The following is an 18,757-nucleotide window of genomic DNA, read 5'->3' on the forward strand; positions in this document are numbered from 1 at the left end:
GAGGACAGGGGGGACGGCACGCGCCGCTCCGCGCGTGGTGACGCCGGCGGTTTCTCCGCCGGCGTCACGGTGGTGGCGGGCCGGCTACGGCGACGCCGTGGCGGCCAGCGGGCCCGCCGGCGAGGTCGGTGACGTGCCCGATGACGTGCCCGGTGCGGTGCCGGCCGGGCTCCGGCTCCAGGGGGTGGCTCCCCTGGCATCGGGGGCCAGCGGGGTGAAACGGGCCGGAAGCGCGGTGAGTGTCCGGTGGAAGGGGCCCTCTTGGTAGGTCAGTTGATCGGCGGGAACGGCCAGTTCGATGTCCGGCAGGTAGCTGGCCAGCCGCTCGATGGCGGCCGTGGCGATCTGCATGGCCAGGTCACGGGCCGGGCAGGCGTGCGGACCGGCGGCGAAGGCCAAGTGCGCCTTGGTGCCGGAGCGGTAGCCGTCGGCCGGGACGCCGGCGTGCGGGCAGGTGTTGGCGGCGGCGTACGAGACCATGACCGGCGAGCCGGCCGGCAGGAACGTGCCGTGGAAGGTCAGGTCCTTCCTGGGGAAGTGGAGGCTGTAGTTGGCCAGCGGCGAGTTCTTCCACAGCGCCTCGTGGATGGCGTGCTGGACGGGAAGGCTGCCGGTGGTGAGGGTGCCGAAGTAGCGCTCGTCGCTCAGCATCCGGACACAGGTGTTCGCGATGAGGTTCGACAGCGGCTCGTTCCCGGCACCGAGGGTGATCAGGATCTGGTTGACGGCCTCCTCCTGGTTCAGACCGTTGGGGTGGTCGATGAACCAGGAGGTCAGGTCGTGGCCCCGCTGTGCGGCCTTGGTCTGGTACAGGGTGCCGAGGTACGCGCCGAACGCCTGGCCGCCCGCCGCCTGCCGCGCCGGGTCGCTGTCGACCATGGCCGACAGCGCGTCCACGAGCTGGGGACCGAACTCGTCCGGCATGCCGAACAGCGCATTGAAGATCATCAACGGCAGCTGCCGCGCGTACTGGCTGACCAGGTCGACGGTGCCGGCGTCGGCGAACTCCTGGAGCAGCGTGTCGGCGTAACGGAAGGTCACCATGCGCACGTCGTGCGGGTCGAGCAGCCCGAAGCTGTCCGTGATGACCTTGCGCAGGTGGGCGTGGTACTCGCCGTCGGCGTAGAAGAGGCTGTCCCGCCACTCCACGTTGGGCCGGATCGGGCTGTCCTGCGGCACCTGGGGCAGCCAGCCGCGGGTGTCCTTGGTCCAGGTTTCGACGTCCTGGAGGAGGTCGAGTGCGGCGCGGTAGTCGGTGACCAGGTGGACCACGACACCGGGGGCTATCTCGGCGAGGCCGACGGCCCCCTGCAGGCGCAGCAGTTCGTAGCTGCGCTGGGGGTCGGCGGCGTGCTCGGCGCCGTGCAGGGGCACCGGCACAGCGGCAGGTGTCATCGTCACGCTTCTGCTCCAGTAAAGGACAAGGAGTGGGCGGTCAGCTCGACCAGAGCAGTCAGACTGCTGTTCTTCACGCGAGCGTCACAGGTCACCAGGGGGGTGTCCGGGGCAAGGTCCAGCTTCGAACGCAACAGCTCCAAGTCGTAGTCGGGAGACTCCGGGAACACATTCACCGCGACGGCGTACGGCAAACCGCGTTCCTCGATGAGATCCATCACTTCGAACGATTCGTCCAGGCGCCGCGTGTCGACCAGGACGAGCGCACCGAGGGCACCGTGGGCGATGCCGTCCCAGAGCGGGAGGAACCGGCGCTGCCCCGGCGTGCCGTACAGGTAGAGGACCACCCGGTTGCCGGGCAGGGTCAGCCGGCCGAAGTCGATGGCCACCGTGGTGGTGCTCTTGTTGCGCAGTCCGACCAGGCTGAGGTCATCGACGCCGACCGCAGCGTCCGTCATGACCTCGTCGGTGTGCAGCGTCGGGATCTGCGAGAGCGTTCTGATCGCTGTCGTCTTGCCGACGCCGATCGGGCCGGCGACGAGGATCTTGACCCTTCGGTGGTCCCCCTCGGGCAGGTAGACGGGACGCGGGCTAGACAAGGAGGGCGCGGAGTCCACTCAAGACCTCTTCCATAACTTCCTTCGACGGGCGCCCGGCGCTCGACGGGGCGAGGGCGCCCGGGAGCGGCACAGTGGCCTTTAACCGACCGTCGCTGACGAGTTGCTCGGCCAACACGAGGCTGACGCTGACCGGTAGACCGAGATAGCCCGCCACCTCGACGACGGTGAGCGCACCGTCGGCGAGGAGCTGGACCAGTCGTTGGTGCACCGCCGTGTGGTACGAGGCGAGCGGAACATCCGTGGCACGCAGGGCAGTCAGCGAATCGAGAGTGCTGGGGACGGGAATGCTGCTGCTTCCAGTCGCCAAATAGGCAGGCAGCAGACGTCGTTGTTGCTGACCGCGACTCACGACCCGGCCTCTCCGCTGCGGACGGGAACGGACATGACCTGCTCGCCGAGCTTCTTCGCCTGGCGGGCCATCGTGTGGGCGACCACACCCATCGGCATCTCCTCGTCGCCGGCGGCCGCGATCAAGGTGTTGGTCCCGGCACCTGCCGGCATGACCATGTAGGTGCCCAGCGCGTTCACCGCGGTGACGGTCTGGATGGGAAGGTTCTCCCCCGCACCCAGCGCCGTGTTCGTGGCGGCGCGGGCGGCGGCGTGCATCGCCGCGGTCATCGCGGCTATGCCGTCGGCCTCGTCGACCGTGAGGTTCTGGGACTTGCCCCGGACCATCCCATCGAGGGTCATGATCAGGGCATGCCGCACGCCCCTGATCTCGGTGATGGGATTCAGGTACCAGGCGGACTGGTCCGTTCCGGTGTAGTTGTCGGGCGCGGTCACAGCTCTCCCTCTGAATTCGTGTCGCTTCGGCCGCTGGCGTGGCCCTCCTGGAAGGCCGTCCAGATGTCGCGTTCGCGCTCCGGGTCCGGGGCGCGGTACGGCGGCGGCGTCGTCGCAGTGGCGGCGCTCGCGGTGGTCGGCGCCGTGGCGGCACGACGGCGGCGCTGCGGCAGCTCCGGCGCGGCCCCGGCGGCGGTCGGCGCGGTGGGGCCCGCGTCCCAGTCGGCCTGGGCGTCCTGCGCGGCCTGGGCAGCCGGTGCGGGCCGCTTGGCGACCTGGGGAGCCACGGTGGGCATCGGAGCCATCGCCGACGGGGGCTCGGCTTCCTGGTCGATCGAGGTCAGCAGGTTCGGGGGAACAGACACCACAGCGCGCACCCCGCCATAGGGAGACGGATGGTCGATGGAGACGTGGAACCCGTAGTCGGCGACCAGGCGGCCGATGGCGGCGAAGCCCTGGGACGGCGGGTCACCGAGTTCGGTGAGCATCACTTCCTGCTGCTCACCGGAGGTCAGCCGGACACCCCGGGCGAGAGCCTCCGAGGTCATGCCCATGCCCGCATCGTCGATCGTGATGCAGACGCTGCCGTTGCCGGTCTGGATCAGGCTGACCTCCACGGCGAGGTCGTCCCGCGAGTGCTCCAGCGCGTTGGCCATGAGCTCGGCGCAGACCACCGCGATGGGCTCGGCCGCGCGCCCGACCACACCGATGTCGGAGGAGCCGAGCCGAGAGTTGATCTTGACGCGGTCGAAGCCGCGCAGTCGCGACGAGGCGCCCTGCACGACCTCCGCCACGTAGGTGTCCTTGCGGACGTGGCCCGGCCAGGCCCCGCAGACGATCGCGGTCCGCTGGATGAGGCGCAGGTTCTGCTCGTTGAGGTGGTCCGTGGCGAGCAGCCGCTCGGTCAGGCGCCGCGGCGCGCTGAACTCGTTCTGCAGGGCCTCGATCTCCGTCTGCAGACGGTACGACAGGGCCTGCGAGTCCTGGCTCGAACCGCGCAGCGCCGCCCTGGCCGCGGCGTCCACCCGACGGCGTTCCTTGAGGACGATGCCGGTCACGACCTCGATCACGGAATCGACGAGCTCCGCGCCCTCCGACCCCGCCAGGTCTTCGTGCAGGAGCCCCGGAACGGGGAGGTGGGAGCTGATCAGGTGCAGCGCGAGGGAGGGAAGCCGGACGGAGCGCAGGTGACGCACTTCGTCGCGGAGCCCGGCCTCGCGGGCTGCCGCGTCCTGCGCCTGGGAGTCCGCGGTGAGCCGGCGCTGGTCGGCGGACCGGGCGAGCTCCTCGGCGGACCGGGCCAGCTCTTCGGCGGACTTCAGAGATGCCGCCAGCACCTGGTTGCGACGGGCGAGTTCCCTGCGCGATCGTGCCAGCAGCAGCGCTGCGATGGCTATGAGAACAGCCACGGCGCCCAGCCCGAGGGCCAGTTCTGAGTGGGATGTCACGGGGGAGGGGTCCTAGGGGGTAGGGGTTGGGCCCCGGGTTCGGCTCGGCGGGGCGCCGGCCTCCGGGACGCCAGCGGACGAGGGAGGTGGTGCAGACCTCGCGGCAGGTTGTGGCTGCTGCGAAGCGCGCTCAGGCCGGTCAGGGGAGCCGCCTGAGCAGCGAGTGGCCGGCCACGCCCGCGGGGATCTCTCGCGGCGCTGCCGGCGCGGCGGCTCCATCGGAGGAACGTGCCTCCGACGGCCGACGGTTCATCAGCAGCGGTGCTTCCACCGGTCTCTGACAGGGCCGCCACACGATGCCTGCCGCAGATACCAGGTGATCAGGTCCATCAGAACTCCGTTGAGGACAATGGGAAGCCGGTGCCAGTACTGGCCGGGCGCTGTCGCGTCTCGGTCGTGCCATGCCAAAGCCCCGCCAGCTTACGCGAAGTTGATCTCCTCACGCAGTAGGGGGTGGGCCATAACTCAGCGTCAACTCCCCATGGCCGTTGGTAGATGACGCCCCTTCACCCGTCCGGCACCCCACCGATTGCCGGTCGCTCTCAGTTCTGACGACCATCCGGCCGAGGCGCGTGGGAGGCGCCGCGAGGCCACGGTGCCTTGCGAGCCCCGCTGTGTCCTTCCGGCAGCCCGGCTGCGCTTTCGGGCAGTTCGGGGAGGGCGAACGGGCGGCCGTCGGTGCCTGCGCGGGGGGACCTCCGGTCCTGTCCGCGAGAGACCGGGCGGGCCAGGGTGGTGGCGTGAGGCGGCGCGCGCATCCCATCAGGGGCGATGCGCCATGCCTCCGCGGTCCCGCGGCCGCGCCGGACGAGTGCCGGTCGGCGGGGGCCCTTCAGCTCTGTACGCCCGATGCCCCGCGCGGTCCGAGAGTCCCGCGCCGGAGAGGACCCTGCCGGTGAGCGTCAGTGAGACTCGGTCCCGTGCCGACCGCGGGGAGTGCCCCGAGTGCGGTGCGGCCCTCCAGCCGGAGCGCTCGTTCTGCGACGCCTGCGGTGCCTTCCTGAGCTGGTCCGCCGAGTCCGACACCGGGCCGGCCGACACCGCGAAAGCCGACAAAGCGACAGCCGACAAGGCAAAAGCCGACAAAGCGACAGCCGGCCAGGTGGCGGCCGGCAGCGGCCGGGCGGGCGAGGAGCCCGGTGCCGCGAAGGCGACGACGGGAGCGCCGGCGGCAGCCGCGGCCGAGCCCGCCGCCGGCGCACCGGACCCCGCTCCCGTGCGTGAGGTCCCCGTGCGCGAGGTCCCCGCCCGCGAGGTTCCCGCGCGTCAGGTGGAGGCCGACACCACCGAGATGCCGCCGGTGAGCCTGGCCGACGTGCTCGCGACGGAGCGGGCGCAGGCCCTCCTGGTGCCCGTGCCCGATCCCGCCGGGGTCGGCCCCGCAGTGGCGCCGGTGCTGCCGGGGCGGCCGCAGGAGAACGGCCCGCGGGTCAGGGGGGTGGTCGAGGAGCAGGTCCTGGACGGGATCGCCTGCCCGTGGTGCTCCACCGTGAACCCGCGCGAGCGGCACTTCTGCCGCCGCTGCGCCACCCGCTTCTCGACGGCCGAGCCCATCCAGGCCCACCGCCCCTGGTGGCGCCGAGTGCTCGACTTCCGCGGCCGCGAGGCACCCTGGGCCGGGCAGCGGCCGCGACTGAGCCGGGGCCCGTGGCAGCTGGTGCGCTGGATCGTCACGGGCGTGCTGGTGATCGCCCTGGTCTGCACGGCGGTGATCTGGACCGGACCGGGCGTGCAGGCGGTCAGCGACCACTTCGCTGACCCGGCCCCGATCCAGGTGGACTCGATGACGGCCTCGCACTCCTACCCGGGCCACGGCCCCGAGCTGACCATCGACCGCCAGTCCAACACCTGGTGGGGCAACGGCTATGCCGGACAGCCGGTGGACACCTGGCTGGAGGCCAAGTTCACCGCACCGGTCCGCCTGCTGGACGTGATCATCACCCCCGGCACCGGGACCTCCCCCGAGGAGCTGGACGCACAGGCCCGACCGCACCAGGTCGACCTGGTGACCACCGACAACGGCGGCCAGAAGACCACCACGCACATCGAGCTCTCCCCCGACGGTCCGCAGACCTTCAGCCTCCGCCTCCACCAGGTGGTCAGCGCCCGGCTGGTGATCCTCAGCGCCTACGGGGCGGCCGCGGACAAGCAGGTCGCGATCGGCGAAGTCGAGTTCTTCGGCACGACGAAGTGAGCACCGCCCCGGTCCGCACGCCGAGTACGCACCGCGAACCGGGTGCTCAGGCCAGCGTGGAGCACTCCCGCACGGCCCGTTCCCAGTACTGGTCGAGCCGTTCGGGTGCCTCGCCGCTGCGGATCGCTTCGGCGAGCCCGGCCAGCGTCCGGGCGGGTGCGGCCAGGTCGCGCTGCCCGGTGTAGAAGTCCAGGGCCGCGTCCAGCTCGCGGGCGGCCTCGGCGGATCGCAGCTCGTGCAGCGCCCGGCCCGCCGCGACCTGGAGCTGTGCGATGGCGTAGCTGAAACCGATCGTCCGGTACAGCCCGATGGCGCGCCGGTAGGCCGCCAGGGCCCTCGCCCAGTCGCCCAGCTCGGCGTGGTCCTCGGCCAACTCGCGCAGGGCGAGGGCCAGACCGTGCTGGGAAGGCGCGTCGGCCGCCGCGCCGTTCGGGGTGTCGTAGGTGAGCACCACCCGCTCATGGACGGCGGCGGCCTCCTCGGCGCGGCCCATCATGCGCAGCGCCGTCGCCCGGTTCCGCTCGGCGACCCAGCGGCCGAGGGGGAAGTCCGCCTCGATCATCAGGGCGGCCGCCCGCGCGGACTCCGCCGCGGACTCGGGCAGCGACCGGAGCCGGCGCAGCGCCGCGGCCCGGTACATCGCCGCCCACGCCTGCTGCAGGACATCCCCGGCGGCCCGCGCCGCCGCCGCGGCCCGCTCGGCGACCTCGACCGCCTCGGCGTGCTGGCCGGTGCTGCAGCTGAGCGCCCAGCTGAGGTAGTTGAGGTGGACGGCGGCGGCCGGCAGATCGTCCAGCGCGGCGGCCGCCGCGGCGGAGAACCCGAACAGCTCACACCAGTACGCCTGGTGCAGGCGGACGTCCGAGTACCAGTGCATGGCCACGGCCGTGTCCAGCACCAGGCGGTGCTCGCCCTGCTCCGCCGCCCACCGGACCGCCTCGGTCCAGTGGGCGAACTCGCCGTCGAGCCAGTCGGCGGCGCCGCTCCACCCCTGCCCGGAAGCCGGCCGCTGCGCGGCGGGGTCGAAGGCGTGCCCGGCCTCGATCGCCGTCCCCAGCAGCGCGCTCATCAGCCGGACCCGCGCCCGCTCGCGCTCGGCGGCCGGCTCGTCGCGGGCCAGCGCCTCGCCCGCGAAGAGCCTGACCAGGTCGTGGAAGCGGTAGCGGAAGGCGGCGTGCGCGGGTTCCAGCAGGCCGACCTCGACCAGGCCCTCCAGCAGCTCCTCGGCGGCGGGGGCCGACAGGTCGCACAGCGCCGCCACCGTCTGCGGCCCGAAGTCGGCGCCCGGCACCAGGGCCAGCCGCCGGAAGAACGTCTGCCGGTCGGCGGCCAGTTGCCGGTAGGAGTGCTGGAACGCCGCCCGCACCTGCAACTCGCCCGCGGCCATGCCGTCCAGCCGCCGCTCCTCGTCGCGTAGTTGCTCCGCGAGGAGCTCGGCGCTGCCGTCCTCGGCGACGGCCAGCCGGCGGCCCACGATCCGCAGGGCGAGCGGCAGGTAGCCGCAGAGCGAGGCCAGTTCGGCGAGTTGGCGCCGGGGCCGCGGACCGCCGATCCGTTCGAGCAGCGCGATGGCGTCCGCCGCCGGCAGCACCTCCAGCAGCAGCCGCTCGGCGCCTTCCAGGCCGGCCAGCGCGCGGCGGCTGGTGACCAGGGTGAGGCAGTGCGGGCCGCCGGGCAGCAGCGGGCGGACCTGCCTCTCGTCGAGGGCGTTGTCGAGCAGCACCAGCACCCGCCGCTCGGAGAGCAGCGACCGGTAGAGCCGGGTCCGCTCGGCCGTCTCCAGCGGCAGCCGGTCGTGCGGCACGCCGAGCGAGCCCAGCAGCCGGGCCAGCGCCTCGTCGGTGGTCAGCGGGCGGACGTCCACGCCCCGTAGGTCCAGGTAGAGCGCGCCGTCCGGGAAGCGCCGGCCCAGCTCCTCGGCCAGCCGCAGCGCGAGCGAGGTCTTGCCGAGGCCGGGCTGCCCGGAGGCGATGACCAGGGTGGAGCCGCGGCCAGCCGTGAAGGCGCCGGCCTCGGCCACCGCGCGCAGGCGGTCGAGCTCGGCGCGCCGGCCGGTGAAGTCGGTGGGCGCGGCCGGCGGACGGGACGACAGCGCGGTCAGCGGCCACGCTGCCGGTGCCGGTGTCGGTGTCGGTGTCGGTGACGGTGCGCCAGTCGGCTGGGCCGATCCCGCGGCTGCCGCCGCCCCCGGCCCGGCATGGGCTGGGACGCCAGCCGCGGATCCCGGGCCGGCCCCGCTGGCGGACCCGCTCCCGGGGTGGGCGGCCGCGGCGTTCTTCCGCTGTGCGGTACGCGTGCGGCCGCTGGCGGCGGCGGCCAGGAAGGCCGCCCGGTCCTGCGGCGTGAGCCCGAGCGCTTCGGCCAGCGCCCGGGCCGACCGGTCCTGCGGGGCCCGGCTGCGCCCGGTCTCCAGTTCGCTGATCGCCCGCACGCTCAGCGCCGAGGCGGCGGCCAGCTCACTCTGGGTGAGCCCCGCCGACTGGCGGTGGGCGATCAGCAGGCGGCCGAAGCCGACCGTCGGCGTCTGCTGGTTCGAATTGTGTACGACCATGGTGGATCGGCCCCCCTGTTCTGCTGACCCGGACGCAAGCACCCGACGCACCGAACGTGAAGAGCCAGTGACAGAAAAATACAAGATCATCAGTTCGCCTATGAACCTGGGGGCCCGTCAGCGCGTCTCGAGGAGAGGGGGACCCTGGAACGGCCGCGCGGGTGCGGACCGATGAACAGGACGGGAACGGCAGGAGACAGGATGGAGACGCGGCACGGGATGGCGGATCGGCGCGGAACAGTGCGGTTCGGGGAACTGCTCCGGCGGCATCGCAAGGCGGCGGGGCTGACGCAGGAGTCGCTCGCGGCCGCGGCGGAGCTGAGCTCGCGGACGGTCGGCAACCTGGAGCGGGCCCGCGCGAAGGTGCCCCAGCGGCGTTCGGTGGCGGCTCTGGCCGACACGCTGCAGCTGACCGGCGAGCCGCGCAGCGAATTCCTGCGCGCCGCGATCGCCGAACGGATGCCGCGCGCCGGTGAGCCGGTGCCGGGCGTCCGGCCCGCCCAGCTGCCGCCCGAGTTGTCCGACTTCACCGGGCGGGCGGAGGCGGTGGCCGAGCTGTGCGCGGGCCTCGGGCCGCACGGGCCGGCCGCCACGGGGGCAGCCGGCCCGGTCCGCCCCGAGGCCCGCCCGCGGGTCGCGGTGCTCACCGGCCCGGCCGGCGTGGGCAAGACCGCGACCGCCGTCCGCGCGGCCCACCGGGCACGTGAGCACTTCCCGGACGGGCAGCTCCACCTCGACCTGCGGGGCAGCGCCCCGGTCCCGGCCACCACCGGCCAGCTGCTCGGCACCCTGCTGCGCACCCTCGGCGTCCCCGCGACGCAGGTCCCCGCCGGGGCGGCGGACCGCTGGGAGCGCTACCGGGCGCTGGTGGCCGGCCGTCGCTTCCTACTCGTCCTGGACGACGCCGCGGACACCGCCCAGGTGGCGGCGGTGCTGCCCGCCTCCGCGACCTGCGCGGTGCTGGTCACCAGCCGGGTCCGGCTGCGCGGACTGCCGGGTGCCACCCTCGTCCGGCTGGGCCCGCTGCCGCGGGCCGAGGCGGGCGCGTTCCTCGCCAGGCTGGTGGGTCCCGCCCGGACGGCGGCCGAGCCGGCGGCGGCGGCGGCCGTCCTGACGGCCTGCCAGGGGCTGCCGCTGGCGCTGCGCGTGGTCGGGGCCCGGCTGGCGGCCCGGCCGGCCTGGGGCATCGCGGCCCTGGCCGGCCGGCTCGCCGACCCGAGGCGGCTGCTGGACGAGCTGACGGCCGGCGACCTGTCGGTCCGTCGGGCCCTGCGGGAGAGCTACCTGGCGCTGCCCGCCGAGCAGGAGCGCTCCGGGGCCTTCGCCGCCGCACTCTTCCGACTGATCGGCACCCTGCCGGGCGAGCGGATCCACGGGCGCGTCCTGGTCGCCCGCTCCGGCTTGCCGGAGGACGAGGTCAGGGCGGCGCTGGCGGCGCTGGCGGACCGCCACCTGCTCGAACCGGTCGACGAGCACGACGCGGGCGGGCTGCCTGGACCACTGGACGCGCTCGGACCGATGGACGCACCCGGCCCGCTGGACGCACCCGGCCCGCTGGAGACGCTGGACACCCGCGGCGCCCTCGGGACGCTCGGGCCCCTCGGATCGCGCGGCGCCCTCGCTCCCGAGCACCCGTGGGCCTACCGGATCGACCCGCTGGTCAAGTGCTTCGCCACCGAACTCGCGGGCCCTGCGGGTGCCGTGGCCACCACCGGCGCGGGAGCCGCCGCCAGGGCCGTCACGGGCACCGGCAGAGACACCGGGGCAGCGCTTCGGGCAACCGATCCGGCTCGGGAGGTCCCCGGCAAGTCCCTGGCAGCTTCCTGGTAGGTACCTGGTAAGTGCCTGGTAGGAGCCGCCCGCCAGACTTCCGGGCAACCGCCCGGGACCGAAGGGGCGGTCCGCAAGGGCAACCCGACAGTTCCCCCTGCCTTGTCCCGCCACCGCACCTACGCCCCACCGGAGACTGATCCATGTCCGTGCAGCGCATCGCCGTCCGCGTCCAGGCCGACGACCCCATCTCGCAGTCGGGAGTCGCCGCCCAGCTGCGGATCCGGCCCGAACTGCGGCTGCTGGAGGCTGCCGACACCGAGCACGCGGACGCGGTGCTGGTGGTCGCGGAAAGCGTGGACCAGCAGGTCGCCACCCAGCTGCGCAGCCTGCGGCGCACCGTGCCCTCGGCGCTGGTCCTGGTGGTGTCGACGATGGACGACGCGGCGATGGCCACAGCCGTGGAGTGCGGGGTGGTCGGGCTGGTCCGCCGCGCCGAGGCGACCGCCGACCAGTTGGTCCGCACCCTCGCGGCGGCAGTGCGCGGTGAAGGGGCCATCCCGCCCGACCTGCTGGGCCGGCTGCTCCAGCAGATGGGCCGGCTGCAGCGGCAGATCCTGGACCCGCGCGGGCTCTCCTTCTCCGGCCTGCACCAGCGCGAGATCGAGGTGCTGCGACTGGTCTCCGAGGGCCACGACACCCGCGAGATCGCCAAGCACCTCGCCTACTCCGAGCGCACGGTCAAGAACGTGCTGCACGACGTCACCAGCCGCCTCCAGCTGCGCAACCGCTCGCACGCCGTCGCCTACGCCATGCGCCAGGGCCTGATCTGACGCCAGCTCGGCGCGCTCCCTGCCCGAACGGGCACCGCCCCCTGCCCGCGAGCCCGCACCAGCGCCCGCTCCGGTCCCGGCCGGGGACGGGCAGGCTCAAAGGTGCGGCCAGGTCGGTCGGATCCGCCGGGCCGGCCGGAGCAGACGAGGGGTAGACGGAAACCGATGATCCACGAGGTCGACGAGGCCCTGCACACACTGCTCCGCGACGACGTCCTCGGCGGCGGGGAGATCGAGGTGGCGTTCGACGCCCCGACCAAGGACTGGTCGGCCCGTCGCACCGGGCCGACCATCAACGTCTTCCTCTACGACCTGCGCGAGGACCTCGGCATGCGCCAGGTGGGCGGCGTGCGCGAGTACGGCCCGGCGGGCGAGGTCGTGGCCGAGCACGAACCGCCGCGCTGGTACGCGCTCTCCTACCTGGTGACGGCCTGGACCGCCCGTCCGCAGGACGAGCACCGGCTGCTCTCCGCGCTGCTGGCCGGCCTGCTGCGCCAGTCGGCCCTGGTGCCGGAGCGACTCGCGGGCAGCATCGCCGAGTTCGGCCTGCCGCTGCCGTACACGGTGGCCGTGCCGCCGGCCGAGAAGCGCGCGCTGGCCGAGATCTGGTCGGCGCTCGGCGGTGAACTCAAGCCCTCGCTGGACCTGGTGGTCAGCGCACCGCTGGCCGCCGCCCGCCACCAGGCCGCGCCGCAGGTCACCGACGCGCTGCTGCTGAGCGTCGCCGACGTCGCCACGGACGAGCAACTGGAGGTCAGGCGGCTGCGCTTCGAGGACGAGCCGGACCGCTCGGCGCTGCCGGCCGCAACGCCGCTCGGCGCCCGCCGGGCCCGCGGGGCGGCCGCCCGCACGGCCCGGCCGGGGCGAATCGGCGGAGCGGGGCACGACGCGTGAGGACGACGGCGACAGTGCCCGGGACTTCGCCCGGAACGCAGTACCTGCTCCAGCGCCTGGCCCTGGTCGAGCACCGGGTCCGCGCGGCCGTCGCGGCGCGGCAGGCCACCGACCCCAAGCCGGACGACGCCTTCCGCGGCCTCTACCTCTCCGCGGAGTCGGCGCAGCGGCTGCTCGACCGGGCCGCCTCCGAGGATCCGCCGGCCCTCGACCCGGACCTCGCGTCCGACGAGGCCGGCGCGTCCGGCGAGGCCGGCGACCGCGCGGCCGTCGAGGAGTGGGCCGACCAGGCCGAGGCCGCCGGCGCCGTGCTCCCGCTGCGCGCGCTGGCCGCCGACTTCGGCCTCGGCCCGCTGGACACCGAGCTGCTGCTGATCGCCCTGCTCCCGGACGCCGACGCCCGCTTCGAGCAGCTCTACGGCTACCTCAACGACGACGTGTCGCGCCGTCGAGCCAGCACCGGCCTGGCCCTCGAACTGCTCGGCGCGAGCCCGCTGCAGGAGTCCGTCCGCTCCCGGCTGTCGCCCGCCGCTCCCCTGGTGGCGGGCGGCCTGCTGCTGGTCGAGGAGCCCGACCGCCCCTTCCTCAGCCGCCCGCTGCGAGTCCCCGACCGGGTGGTCGCGCACCTGCTCGGCGAGCACCATCCCGACCCCGAGCTGCGCGGCCTGCTGACCACCGCGGCCAAGCTCCCCTCCTCCCCCGCCGCCGCTGCCCTCGCCGAGGCGCTGGCCTGCGGCGTCCGGCTGGTCTACCTGCGCGAGCAGGGCGGCGGTTCGGCCGCCGCCGTGGCCGCCACCGCACTGCGCCTGGCGGGCCGCCCCGCCGTCTGCCTGGACCTCGCCGCGCTGGCCGCCGAACCGCACCCCGAGTTGCTGCTGCCGAGCGCGGCCCGCGAGGCACGGCTGCGCGGCGGCGGCCTGGTGGCCGGCCCGGTCGACGCCCTGGAGCCGGCTGGCCGCCCCGAACGGGCCCGGCTGCTGCGGCGGTTGGCCCAGCTCCCGGTACCGGTGCTGCTGACCGGCCACACCGCCTGGGACCCGCTCTGGGCCGAGGACAGCCCGTTGCTGCTGACGGCCCCTCAACTCGCCGTCGAGGAGCGGGCCGTGCTCTGGCGGGACGCGCTGGCCGGCGCCGCCGTCGACCCGTCGACCGACCCCGCCGGGCTGCTCGCCCCCTACCTGCTGAGCCCCGACCAGCTGCGCCGCGCCGCCCAGGCCGCGGGCCGGCAGGCCCTGCTCGACGGCGGCGTCCCGATCGACGCACGCCACCTGCGCACCGGCGTGCGCGCCCAGAACGCCGCCGGCCTGGAGCGCCTCGCCCGCCGGGTCGAGCCCGCCGTCGGCTGGGACGACCTGGTGCTGCCGCCCGCCACCGCCGAGCAGTTGGGCGACCTCGCGCTGCGTGCCCGGCACCGCGACCAGGTGCTCGGCGCCTGGCGGATGCGCCCGGGCGGCGGCCGTGGCCGGGGCGTGATGGCACTGTTCGCGGGCGACTCGGGGACCGGCAAGACGATGTCCGCGGAGGTGGTCGCCGCCGACCTCGGCCTGGACCTCTACGTGGTCGACCTCTCCACCGTGGTCGACAAGTACGTCGGCGAGACCGAGAAGAACCTGGAACGCATCTTCACCGAGGCCGCCGGTATCAACGGCATCCTGCTCTTCGACGAGGCCGACGCCATCTTCGGCAAGCGCTCCGAGGTCAAGGACGCCCACGACCGCTACGCCAACATGGAGAGCGCCTACCTGCTCCAGCGCATGGAGTCCTTCGACGGCATCGCCATCCTCACCACCAACCTGCGCGCCAACCTGGACGAGGCCTTCACCCGCCGCCTCGACGTCATCGTCGACTTCCCCGTCCCCGACCCGGTCGGCCGCCGCGCCCTCTGGGACCGCTGCCTCGGCCCCGCCGTCCCCCGCGCCGACGACCTCGACCTGGACTTCTGCGCCCGCTTCGAGTTGGCGGGCGGCTCGATCCGAGCGTGCGTGGTCACCGCCGCGTACCTCGCGGCGGCGGGCGAGCGGCCGGTGGGGATGGGCGATCTGGTGGCGGCGGTGCAGCGGGAGTACCGGAAGCTGGGGCGACTGGTGCTGCCGAGCGAGTTCGGGGCGTGGGGGGATGCCCCGACCTGGTGAGGCAACGACCGGTAGCCCGGCTTCGCGCTTTGGAAGCACCGCTCACCGTCGTCCGCCCACGACGTGGGCAGATACAGACGGCGGTCGATCAGCGTGCGTCCGCGGCCTGTCGCGTAGGTGAGGAACACCCCGATCTGGGAGTTCTCGGTGCGTCCCACGGTGCCGGAGTTCTGCCGCTGGACCTCGGCCGAACGGACCCCCCTTCTTCAGGAAGCCGGTGTCATCGACGATCAGGACGGCATCCCGGTCACCCAGGTGCTCGATGACGAAGTCACGCACGCTCTCCAGAACCTCGTCGGCGTACCACCTGATCCGGTTCAGCGGCCGGTGGATGCGATCGGGACCGGCATGCCCGGTCTCCTCCGCCAGCGTCCAGCCGTTCTTCCGCTCCAGTGGAGCAACCAGCCCCCGCATATAGGCCAGCGCCGACTGACACGGCTCCTCCCGGCTAAACCGGTGCACAAACCGCTCATGCACCGCCTCGATCTCACCCGCCCACAACCTGACATCAGCAAGGTCCCCACCCGAAACTGCATCAACGACCAAGCCGACCACCAGTCACGGCAAGCACCGTTGCAGTACCAGCACGGATCTCAGCTCGCCTCCGCACACGACGAAGCAGGCCCCGCCCCCGCTCGATCGCGGGGACGGGGCCTGCCATGGGCACAGGGGATCAGGGGATCACCCGAAGTTGCCGAAGTCCCTCATCTGCTCCATCGTACTCTCCCTGCTCCTCTCCGAGAGCTCCTTGATGGCCTGGTCCAGAGCCTCGTCACGAGTCTTCCGGAGTTTCCCGTAGGCCTGGGGGCTGACCTCTTCGATCTTCTTGACGGCGTCCGCGCCGTCGCCGATTTTCTTGGCCGTCCCCAGAAGTCCGGCGCCCGTCGAGACAGCCTTGACCGCCACCTTGGCGGGAGGCGGGATTACCGGGAGGAAATCCACAGCCTTGCCGATCGCCCCACCCGCCGCCACGGAGCCGAGGATGCTCCCCTCAAATTCCTGCTTCTTCGCCGCCAGTGTGTCATCGAATTGCTCCCGAAGCCTCCGGCCCTCCTCCGGACTCACGTGCTGTGCGGACTGGTTCACTGCCTGGAGCACCTTATCTTCACCCTCAAGCGCGACCCAGGCAGCCCAACGAATCCCTTCCCACATGCTCTCTGAACTCGGCATAGACCCGGTGAGCCCGGCGGCACGACCAGTGACAGCCGACTTCACTCCCTCCCCCAGCCCAGTCAAGAGCGGGTTCTCCGGCGTGTGTTCGACCATCTTCTGCCGGGCCAACTGCGACAGCAGGTCGGCGGCCCCGTGCCCCGGGCCGCCCAGGGACGGTTCGAGATTGCTGCTACTCGGTTGCCGCTGGCTCATCTGCCGCACCATCTCGCTTGGAAGGGGGCGGGCGGACTGCGCGTGTGGCGCCGCGAGGGAACTGACGACTTGCTTGCCGATGGCGTCGGCCAGCTCCTGCGCGCCAGCCTTGCTGTCCTCGTAGACACGAGTCTTTTCATCGGCTGTGAAGTCTTGGATCACACTCTTGGCTTTGATCTCCACCGCCACCGCCGCCGCGACACCGAGGGGCGCGCGCATAAGGGTTTTGACGGATTCGAATACCGAGATATCGTACTGTTTGAAGAATGCCCGAACGCTCGGCTCGTTGCTCAAATCCCGAGTTTTCTGCGGATCCTGCGCATCCTTGAGGCTCACCCGCCGCTGGATCGCGCCCTCAACCGGGCCGCCGCCCATTTCGGTGGGTGCCGCATTCTGCTGCGGAAGCGACGTGCTGCTCCGCATCACCCGCGTCGCATTGGCCTCTGCTTCGCGTTCGAAACGGTCGCTGGGGTCGCTGACGGAAAGCCCCCGGCCGTTGTCGGTCCCTGCGACCGGGCCCTGGCTCTGCTGGATCACGTGCGTGAGTTCGTGGACGAGGGTCACCGGGTTGGAGACATCGCCGACCACGTGGGAGCCGGAGGTGAGGGCGAGGGCGCCCTCACTGTTGGCGGCCTTGATGTCGCTGGGGCTGTCGTGGATCCGGACGCGCTGGAAGGCGCCCTGCGCCACCCCCATCCGGTCCTCCATGTTCGTGCGCACGGGCTCCGCCAAGGAGCGGCCGCTAGAGCCCAGGACGTCGTGCAGGGCCGATCGCTGCACAGCGGCAGGGTGGCCGCAGCCGTCGCTGTGGGCGTGTTGCTCCTGGCCGAGCGCGGCGGTGACGGCGGCGTTGCCGGCGGCCCGTTGGAGGGCGAGGAGTTCGGCGGCCGCAGGGGTCTCGCTGGAGCGTGGGGTCGTGCGCCGGGTGCGCGGGTCGGCGCGGTCCGGGTGTTCGTCGTGGGCGCGCATGGACGGGCTCCTGGGTGTGGGTGGACGTCGAGTCAAGCCTTGGCGTGGACGGCTCGGGTGGTAAATGCCGGGACGGGCAGGCACGGGGGCAGCGACGACTGCCCGGATGGGCGCGTGCCTGATCGGGCAGCAGGTGGTGCCCCACCCCCTGCCCCGCGGGCGTTTCAGGGGATGGGGGCGCTGGGCGAGGCTCTGAGTGGATCGGAGTCCACCGAAGAGGAGTGCCAAGGATGCCGTCGTACCTGTCCCCAGGCGTGTATGTGGAGGAGGTCTCCAGCGGACCTCGCCCGATCGAAGGGGTCGGCACGTCCGTGGCCGCCTTCGTCGGGTTCGCCGAGAAGGGGCAGTTCCACACGCCCACGCTGGTGACCACGTGGAGCCAGTACGTGCAGGCCTTCGGCGGGTTCACCGAGGGGGCCTACCTGGCGCACTCGGTGTACGGGTACTTCGCCAACGGCGGCGGTATCGCGTACGTGGTGCGGGTCGGCTCGGAGGTCGGCGAGGCGGCGAAGGCCAAGAGCGCGCTGGCCAAGCCGAAGGCGCTGCCGGTCGGCGAGGCCGTGGCGCTGGGCGCGTTCAAGGTCGCCGCGCTGGCCGGGGTCGAGGGTGAGCTCACCGTCGAGGTGGCCGAGGCCGAGGGTGAGAGCCCGAGCGAGGACCGGTTCAAGCTGGTCGTCAAGCAGGGCGGCAAGCCGGTCGAAACCTTCGACGTATCGGCCAAGAAGAGCGCCCGCAACTACGTGGTGACGCAGGTCAAGGAGCGCTCGGCGCTCATCCTGCTCGAGGAGGCGGCGGCCGCCGGCGGTGCGCTGGCGAAGCCGCAGAAGCAGACCGTCACGCTCGCCGTGCCGGCCGGCCCGGCCGAGGTGGTGCCGACCGGTATCTCGGTGGCCGAGTACGTGGGCGACGCCGACGCCCGCACCGGGTTCGCGGGCCTGGAGGCGATCGACGAGATCACCATGCTCGCCGTGCCCGACCTGATGGCCGCCCACCAGCAGGGTCTGATCGACGCCGAGGGCGTCAAGGCCGTGCAGAGCGCGATGATCACCCACTGCGAGCTGATGGGCGACCGCATCGCGGTGCTGGACCCGCTGCCGGACATGACGCCCCGCCAGGTCCGTGAGTGGCGGCAGGAGGGCGCCGGCTACGACTCCAAGTACGCCGCGCTCTACTACCCGTGGATCAAGGTCTTCGACCCGGCCAGTGGCCAGAACCGGTTCGTCCCGCCGAGCGGCCACATGCTGGGCGTCTGGGCGCGCAACGACAGCGAGCGCGGCGTGCACAAGGCGCCCGCCAACGAGGTGGTGCGCGGGGCGATCGACCTGGCGGTCAACGTCACCAAGGGCGAGCAGGACCTGCTGAACCCGATCGGCGTCAACTGCATCCGGGCGTTCCCCGGCCGCGGCATCCGGATCTGGGGCGCCCGCACGCTCTCCTCCGACCCGGCCTGGCGCTACATCAACGTCCGCCGGCTCTTCAACTACATCGAGGAATCGATCCTGCTGGGCACCCAGTGGACCGTCTTCGAGCCCAACGACGAGCTGCTCTGGATCAGCATCCGGCGCGACCTGACCGCCTTCCTCACCGAGGAGTGGCGGCGCGGCGCGCTCTTCGGGGCCACCGCCGCCCAGGCGTTCTACGTGAAGTGCGACGCCGAGACCAACCCGCCGTCCTCGGTCGACCTCGGCCAGGTCGTCTGCGAGATCGGCATCTGCCCGGTGAAGCCCGCCGAGTTCGTGGTCTTCCGGCTGGCGCAGTTCTCGGACAGCACCAGCCTGGTCGCCGAGTAGCCGTAGTTCCCCA

At 72.8% G+C, this 18,757-nt stretch carries 13 protein-coding genes and 1 pseudogene; 6 read left to right on the plus strand and 8 right to left on the minus strand.

What is annotated here, in order from left to right:
- Positions 1–84 precede the first annotated feature (84 nt).
- Genes P3T41_RS15775 through P3T41_RS15795 form a run of 5 tightly spaced genes read right to left on the minus strand, consistent with a single transcriptional unit; the run spans position 85 to position 4,246 of the window.
- A complete protein-coding gene (locus P3T41_RS15775; RefSeq protein ID WP_280690476.1) occupies positions 85–1,401 on the minus strand; it encodes a cytochrome P450 in 1,317 nt (438 codons plus the stop codon).
- Positions 1,398–1,994, minus strand: a complete 597-nt coding sequence (locus tag P3T41_RS15780) for an ATP/GTP-binding protein (RefSeq protein ID WP_280690629.1) — start codon at positions 1,992–1,994, stop codon at positions 1,398–1,400. The genes P3T41_RS15775 and P3T41_RS15780 overlap by 4 nt, the downstream gene beginning before the upstream one ends.
- Positions 1,987–2,364, minus strand: coding sequence for a DUF742 domain-containing protein (locus P3T41_RS15785; RefSeq protein WP_280690477.1), 378 nt, complete (start codon positions 2,362–2,364; stop codon positions 1,987–1,989). The genes P3T41_RS15780 and P3T41_RS15785 overlap by 8 nt, the downstream gene beginning before the upstream one ends.
- Positions 2,361–2,798 carry a roadblock/LC7 domain-containing protein gene (locus P3T41_RS15790; protein ID WP_280690478.1) on the minus strand — a complete coding sequence of 146 codons (438 nt, stop codon included), beginning with the start codon at positions 2,796–2,798 and terminating at the stop codon, positions 2,361–2,363. The genes P3T41_RS15785 and P3T41_RS15790 overlap by 4 nt, the downstream gene beginning before the upstream one ends.
- Positions 2,795–4,246, minus strand: coding sequence for an ATP-binding protein (locus P3T41_RS15795; protein ID WP_280690479.1), 1,452 nt, complete (start codon positions 4,244–4,246; stop codon positions 2,795–2,797). The genes P3T41_RS15790 and P3T41_RS15795 overlap by 4 nt, the downstream gene beginning before the upstream one ends.
- Before the next feature lie 895 nt (positions 4,247–5,141).
- Between P3T41_RS15795 and P3T41_RS15800 the strand changes: the two genes are divergently transcribed.
- Positions 5,142–6,440 carry a zinc ribbon domain-containing protein gene (locus P3T41_RS15800; RefSeq protein WP_280690480.1) on the plus strand — a complete coding sequence of 433 codons (1,299 nt, stop codon included), beginning with the start codon at positions 5,142–5,144 and terminating at the stop codon, positions 6,438–6,440.
- Positions 6,441–6,486: 46 nt separating this feature from the next.
- Here P3T41_RS15800 and P3T41_RS15805 read toward each other — a convergent pair whose 3' ends face one another.
- On the minus strand, positions 6,487–8,991 hold the full coding sequence (locus tag P3T41_RS15805; protein ID WP_280690481.1) for a helix-turn-helix domain-containing protein: 2,505 nt from the start codon (positions 8,989–8,991) through the stop codon (positions 6,487–6,489).
- 201 nt (positions 8,992–9,192) lie between these two features.
- Here P3T41_RS15805 and P3T41_RS15810 point away from each other — a divergent pair, with 201 nt between their 5' ends.
- From P3T41_RS15810 to P3T41_RS15825, 4 genes are all read left to right on the plus strand, one after another.
- The gene (locus P3T41_RS15810) at positions 9,193–10,821 is read left to right on the plus strand and encodes an XRE family transcriptional regulator (RefSeq protein WP_280690482.1); all 1,629 of its coding nucleotides are present in this window, start codon (positions 9,193–9,195) and stop codon (positions 10,819–10,821) included.
- Positions 10,822–10,964: 143 nt separating this feature from the next.
- Positions 10,965–11,594, plus strand: a complete 630-nt coding sequence (locus P3T41_RS15815; protein ID WP_280690483.1) for a response regulator transcription factor — start codon at positions 10,965–10,967, stop codon at positions 11,592–11,594.
- Between the two features lie 165 nt (positions 11,595–11,759).
- Complete coding sequence (locus P3T41_RS15820) at positions 11,760–12,488, plus strand: DUF4255 domain-containing protein (protein WP_280690484.1); 729 nt, start codon at positions 11,760–11,762, stop codon at positions 12,486–12,488.
- A gap of 14 nt (positions 12,489–12,502) precedes the next feature.
- Complete coding sequence (locus tag P3T41_RS15825) at positions 12,503–14,620, plus strand: ATP-binding protein (protein ID WP_280690485.1); 2,118 nt, start codon at positions 12,503–12,505, stop codon at positions 14,618–14,620.
- Between the two features lie 35 nt (positions 14,621–14,655).
- Here P3T41_RS15825 and P3T41_RS15830 read toward each other — a convergent pair.
- Together P3T41_RS15830 and P3T41_RS15835 are read right to left on the minus strand one after the other, a co-directional pair.
- Positions 14,656–15,166, minus strand: a pseudogene (locus P3T41_RS15830) (transposase); the annotation flags it as partial.
- Positions 15,167–15,301: 135 nt separating this feature from the next.
- Positions 15,302–16,954 carry a DUF4157 domain-containing protein gene (locus P3T41_RS15835; protein WP_280690486.1) on the minus strand — a complete coding sequence of 551 codons (1,653 nt, stop codon included), beginning with the start codon at positions 16,952–16,954 and terminating at the stop codon, positions 15,302–15,304.
- 230 nt (positions 16,955–17,184) lie between these two features.
- Between P3T41_RS15835 and P3T41_RS15840 the strand changes: the two genes are divergently transcribed.
- The gene (locus tag P3T41_RS15840; RefSeq protein WP_280690487.1) at positions 17,185–18,744 is read left to right on the plus strand and encodes a phage tail sheath subtilisin-like domain-containing protein; all 1,560 of its coding nucleotides are present in this window, start codon (positions 17,185–17,187) and stop codon (positions 18,742–18,744) included.
- Positions 18,745–18,757 lie beyond the last annotated feature (13 nt).

The sequence above is a fragment of the Kitasatospora sp. GAS204B genome (assembly GCF_029892155.1).
Lineage (GTDB): Bacteria > Actinomycetota > Actinomycetes > Streptomycetales > Streptomycetaceae > Kitasatospora.

Coding starts and splice junctions, on each gene's coding strand:
- P3T41_RS15805 (WP_280690481.1), bottom strand. CDS start 8,991: ATGGTCGTACACAATTCGAACCAGCAGACGCCGACGGTCGGCTTCGGC.
- P3T41_RS15810 (WP_280690482.1), top strand. CDS start 9,193: ATGGAGACGCGGCACGGGATGGCGGATCGGCGCGGAACAGTGCGGTTC.
- P3T41_RS15815 (WP_280690483.1), top strand. CDS start 10,965: ATGTCCGTGCAGCGCATCGCCGTCCGCGTCCAGGCCGACGACCCCATC.
- P3T41_RS15820 (WP_280690484.1), top strand. CDS start 11,760: ATGATCCACGAGGTCGACGAGGCCCTGCACACACTGCTCCGCGACGAC.
- P3T41_RS15835 (WP_280690486.1), bottom strand. CDS start 16,954: ATGCGCGCCCACGACGAACACCCGGACCGCGCCGACCCGCGCACCCGG.
- P3T41_RS15840 (WP_280690487.1), top strand. CDS start 17,185: ATGCCGTCGTACCTGTCCCCAGGCGTGTATGTGGAGGAGGTCTCCAGC.